The following is a 4,907-nucleotide window of genomic DNA, read 5'->3' on the forward strand; positions in this document are numbered from 1 at the left end:
GTCAGGTCGGCGGGGGAGCCGGTCAGCGCGCTCTCCGCGGCCTGGCGCACGGCCGAGCCGCCGGCCTGCCAGGCGGCCACCACCTTCACCCGGTCCGCGTTCGGCGCGGTCGCCGGCGTCGTGTCGTCCGCTGCCGCGGGTATCGCGAGCAGCCCGGTCAACAGGCTGCCGGCCACGAGCCCGACCGCCCATCTGCGCCGGGTTCGTGCTATCGAGGACATACTCATCGCAGTCTGCAATCCCATCCTGAACTCGGGCACCGAAGTGCCGCCCCCAGCCGCCGGACCCCGTTGCCGACGGCCTGGAAATCGCTCAACACTGCGTGGCGCGGCCACGGATCGCCGCACCACTTGGCCCGCCACCTCGCCGAAGAGTGGGTCGGACAGCGGGCAGTCCTTCGTCAACTGCCTTGTTTCCGAAGCCCGGTGATCCCGTACGAACCGTCCGCACGAGGATTCGTGGCGCGGGAGGAAGAGAGCGCAGCTCAGGGAGATGCCAGCGCCCCCGAGCCGGCAAAGAAGAGACCAAGCGGACGGTACCGGGCGAGATCCTTCGGAGTCAAAGGAGATGAGTGGTGGGGGAGGGACGTCTGATCCTTGGTCAAGTGCCGTGGTGAGAGCGGTGATCAGGTCCATGGGAATGGATGCGGACGAGGGCGGGTATTCCCGGTGAATCCCGCGGGTCCGCGGGTGTGCGGGCGTGTAGGTGTGCGGTGCTGCGGTCAGTCGGTGTCGGTGGCGGCCAGCACCGCGACCTCCCGGCCGCCCGGGCGCAGGGCCGCGAGGCCGAGGTCCCAGAGGACTTCGTGGAACCAGGGGGACGTGGTGTCGACGCGGAACCAGCCGGTGTGACGCACCAGTTCGGCGACCTGGGTCAGGGGGACGTCCGCAGCGCTCCCGGTCAGGCCGGCGAGGGAGCGCCAGGCGGCGAGCCGTCCGTACGCGCCGTGCAGGCCCGAGCCGTACGCCGGACTACAGGCCGCGGCGGTGAGCAGGACCCGGAACGCGACGTCCGGTGATGCCGGGTACAGCGTTGCCGGGGTCCCGTCCGCGGGCCAGGGAGTCAGTGGCAGCCGCTCGAAGAGGGCGGGGAGGTCCGCTTCGGTCACCGGGTCCAGCAGCCAGAACTCCTGGGCGGCGATCCGGCCGTTGGACTGGTCGCGCCAGTGTCGGACGGCCGCGCCCGACAGCTCGGCCATCGCCGGGAGGTCGGTCTCGGTGACGTCGATGTCGGCCACCCGCTGCCGCATCGACGGCGTGCTCTCCAGCGGGGGCGGGTCCAGGGGGTCCGTCCTCAGCAGCGTGGGGCGCACCTGCCAGCTCCAGTCGTCCGCCGCCCCCGGCGGGCGGCGGATCCCGCGCTCCTCGGGGAGGAGGGTCAGCGGCAGGGCGGCCAGCGGGTGGCCCTCGGCCAGCAGCGTCCGGGCGAAGGCGCGCAGTGCCGGGTACCCCTCCACCGCGTCCGAGACGAGCACCAGCTGGTGCAGCAGGCACGCCGAGAACTCGCGGAGGGAGGACGGGGACCGGGGTGCGGCGTCGAACACCACGGGCACGATGTCCTCGATGCGGTGCCGGTCGGCCACGACCGCGGCCAGCAGGCGCGGGGTCAGGGCGTGGTGCAGGCCGTCCCGGTGCGGCGAGGCGAGCACCCGCAGCAGGGCGCGCAGGCTCTCCGGCTCCGGACGCTCGGCCAGCACGTACAGGACCCGGTTCAGCACCGCGGTGCAGTGCCCGCGCCGGTCGCCTCCGTCGGCGATCCGGTCGACGAGCTCCAGCCCGAGATCACCGGTCCAGCCGAACTCGCCGACGGAGAGCCGCGCTTCGATCTCCGAGCGGGTGGCGGAGACGGTCGGGTCGTCGCTCGCGCACAGGGCCTCGACCGTGCGGGTGATGTCCTTGCCCATGCGGTGATTGTCCCCCGACGCCGGATGTGATCCGGGATCCGCCGCGCGGGGCGGGTGGGCGCGGGTGGTGGCCGACCGGGGCGGCGGGAACGGAAGTCCGGGCAACTAGACTGAATTCGCGGTTACTTCATGACACCTGGAGGGGACAGTGACGGCGGAGGAGTACTGGGAGAAGCGGTGGCCGGTCGCGCTGGCCCTTCACGAGTGCTGGCGGCAGGAAGGGTCGGTGGTAGCCGTCGCGCGCCAGGTGGTGTCGGTGCTCGCCCCCTCGGACGACCACGGGCAGACAGCCTTCGGTCTGATCGGCTACGTGCATGACGCCTTCGAGATGACCCTGGGCCAGGCCAAGGTGTTCGCGCGGTGGCACGCGATCGGCGGCGACCTGTCGGACATCGACTTCGAGCGGCGGATCGGGACCCTCGTCCCTCGCGAGACGGGGTACTGGCTCGAGCCCTCGTGAGCTTGCGGGCGGACGGGGCCGGCTCGGGCTGCGAGGACGCCGGGATGGGGACGGAGTTGCGGAGGCCGGCCCTGCGGGACGCCTCGGAGGCGGTGGGTGACTTCGGGTGGCGCCTGGTGCTGGGCACGTTGCAGGGCCACGTCACGAGGCCTGCGTGACCACCTGGCAGGGCCGGGAGGGCTGGCGAGCGCGGCGAGGGGCGGCGGCGCCGGCGGGGAGGCGGTTGGCCTCGCGCGGACTCGGGCCCTCTGGACGGCGGAAGGCCCGCCGGACACGAATCCGGCGGGCCTTCTCAGGGCTTTCTCCCAGTGCTCAGGAAAGCAGGTCGAGCCACTCCCAGTCGCCCGGCCGCGAGCGCAGCTCGCCGATCCCGTACTCCAGGCAGTCGGCGAGGCTGCGACGGTCGGTGTGAATGCTCCCCTTCTCTCCCATTCCCGGGCCGGACATGATGATGGTCCAAGGCTGTCCGCCTCGTGCCATCCTCTCGTGGTCCACCTTGAGGATCATGGTGACACCGGCGTTCGCCAGCTGCTCCATGAACCACTCGATGTCAGTCTCACGGTCACTCATCAGAACCCTCGCAACAGCTTCGCGATCTCGCCGACGTCCATCGTATGGCCGTTCTCCGTCGAGTCCGCCACCTTGCCGACCACGGCCCACAAGTCGTCGTTCGTCGGCCCGCTCATGATGTTGTTGCGGTCCATCAGCTTCTGCACGACCTCCACGGCGGTGCGCTTGTTCCCGTTGTCGAACATGTGGGTGCCGGCGATGTCCCGGATCATCACGGCCGACTTCTCCCAGAAGCTGTTGTACCGGTCCGCGTTGATGAGGGCGTTCTCGGGGGAGCCGTTGAGCAGCCGCTCTCCCTCGAAGCTCCGGTTCAGGGCCGTGATCTCATCCGGCGTGATGGTGACCTTGAAACCGCCGATGGGACACGCAGGCGTGCTGTTGTGCACCAGTACCGCCGTGTTCCCGGCGAGCACGTAGTACGTGTGCAGGGTGTTGACGGTGAGGTTGTAGGCGGGCTGCAGGGACGTCCAGTGCCGCGCGTCGGCGATCCGGGCCGCCTGCCCGTCCGAGGTCCGGACGGTGTCGCCGACGCTCAGGTCGGCCGCGTCGAGCCAGCTCTGCCGGCTCTGTGACCAGTACGGGTGGTGGTCCGTCGAGGTGACGGTCCCCGTGGAGCCGTTCGGTGCCACGATCGTGAGCTCGGTGAAGTCACGGTCGTTGGGAGTGTAGATGGTGGCGTCGACGTTCTCCGGGCTGGTGGTGCCCGTGGCCGGGTCGGTGGCGATCACCGAGTCACCCGTGCGGACCTGCTCGATCGGACGGCTCGTGCCGTCGGCCATGAGCACGAGGGTGCCGGCCGGGAAGCTGTTGAGCGCGGTGCAGACCCCGCGTGCCGTCGCGGCCTCGGAGATGAGGTGCTTGAGCACGGTCCGGTCGACATTGGGGTCGTTGCTCAGGGCCTTGAGGGCGTCCTCGGCCCCCACGCCGTCCTTCAGAGCGAGGCGGAACTTGGCGACGTTGTCGGTGACCGAGGTGATCTTGCTGATCGCCGCCTGGCTGTAACCGTCCAGCGTCGCCTGGACGGCGAGCTTGGCGTCGGCGATGCCGACGCCCGTCTCCAGGGCGAAGCGGAAGGCGACGACGGCCTTGGCGCCCTTGGCGAGGGTGCCGTAGGGGATGAAGGTGGACGCCGCCAGGGCGCAGGACTTGTTGAAGCCGAAGTCCTTGTAGCACTTGACGAAGTCGCCGGTGAGCGCGTCCCAGAGGATCTGGCCGCGGACCGCGTCCGGCGAGTAGTGCAGCCGGTAGTCGGCGTAGCCCAGCGGGACGGTCTGGTCCTGCGTGTTCTCCACGTGCTGGCTGCTGACCAGGACGGTGTCCCAGACGCTGTACTTGCCCGTGCAGGCGACGATCGACAGGCCCGGCTCCGGGCAGGTCCGCATGATGTAGTTGACGGTGCCGCTGGTCTTGACGGTGAGCTTGAGGTCGCAGACCGTCTGGCCCTTGCCGTCGTCGTGCCAGACCTTGGGGTCGATGTTGCGGATGAGGATGTCGCTGCGGCCCTGGATGAAGTCACCGGCGGTGCAGTGACCCATGTCGTCCTTGAGGACGTCGTTCTTCATGTCCCCCTGGGGGACGGCCTCGATGTAGGAGATGCGGCCCTGGTCGTCGACGACGGCGGTCTGGTCCTGCAGCTTGTCGTCGACCGTCTCGGCCTGCTGCTTCTGGAAGACCGCGGCCTGGGCGTCGGCAGCGGCCTTGGCGGCCTGGTCGGCGCTGGTCTTGGCGGCGGCCGCGGAGGCCTGGGCCTGGTCGGAGGCGGTCTTGGCGGTGGCCGCGTACTGGCGGGCCGTCGCCGCGTAGCCGGTGGCCAGGACGGCCGAGGTGGAGGCGCTGCGGGCGGCCGCGTTGGCGGAGGCCGCGGAGGCCTGGGCCTGCTTGGCGTAGGCGGCGGCCTGGTCGGCGGAGGCCTTGGCCTGCTGGGCGGACTGGGCGGCCTGGTTGGCGAAGCCCTGGGCCTGCTGGGCGGACTGG

General features: G+C 70.6%; 5 protein-coding genes. 1 reads left to right on the forward strand and 4 read right to left on the reverse strand.

Annotated features, from left to right (window positions below; all coding sequences use genetic code 11):
• Positions 1-635: ALF repeat-containing protein (locus ABD323_RS46130; protein ID WP_425556317.1), on the reverse strand; the 635-nt coding region annotated here is incomplete at its 3' end.
• Between the two features lie 86 nt (positions 636-721).
• The gene (locus ABD323_RS39450) at positions 722-1,903 is read right to left on the reverse strand and encodes a DUF6183 family protein (protein WP_344446930.1); all 1,182 of its coding nucleotides are present in this window, start codon (positions 1,901-1,903) and stop codon (positions 722-724) included.
• 148 nt (positions 1,904-2,051) lie between these two features.
• On the opposite strand from ABD323_RS39450, the gene ABD323_RS39455 reads away from it, so the two are divergent.
• Positions 2,052-2,363 (forward strand): hypothetical protein, encoded by a 312-nt coding sequence (locus ABD323_RS39455; protein ID WP_344446931.1) that lies wholly within the window; start codon positions 2,052-2,054, stop codon positions 2,361-2,363.
• 312 nt (positions 2,364-2,675) lie between these two features.
• Here ABD323_RS39455 and ABD323_RS39460 read toward each other — a convergent pair whose 3' ends face one another.
• Positions 2,676-2,933 carry a hypothetical protein gene (locus tag ABD323_RS39460; RefSeq protein ID WP_344446932.1) on the reverse strand — a complete coding sequence of 86 codons (258 nt, stop codon included), beginning with the start codon at positions 2,931-2,933 and terminating at the stop codon, positions 2,676-2,678.
• On the reverse strand, positions 2,933-4,907 hold a 1,975-nt coding region (locus ABD323_RS39465), incomplete at its 5' end, for a polymorphic toxin-type HINT domain-containing protein (RefSeq protein WP_344446933.1). The genes ABD323_RS39460 and ABD323_RS39465, both read right to left, overlap by 1 nt.

This window comes from Kitasatospora nipponensis (genome assembly GCF_039528135.1).
GTDB lineage: Bacteria > Actinomycetota > Actinomycetes > Streptomycetales > Streptomycetaceae > Kitasatospora > Kitasatospora nipponensis.

Coding starts and splice junctions, on each gene's coding strand:
- ABD323_RS39450 (WP_344446930.1), bottom strand. CDS start 1,903: ATGGGCAAGGACATCACCCGCACGGTCGAGGCCCTGTGCGCGAGCGAC.
- ABD323_RS39460 (WP_344446932.1), bottom strand. CDS start 2,933: ATGAGTGACCGTGAGACTGACATCGAGTGGTTCATGGAGCAGCTGGCG.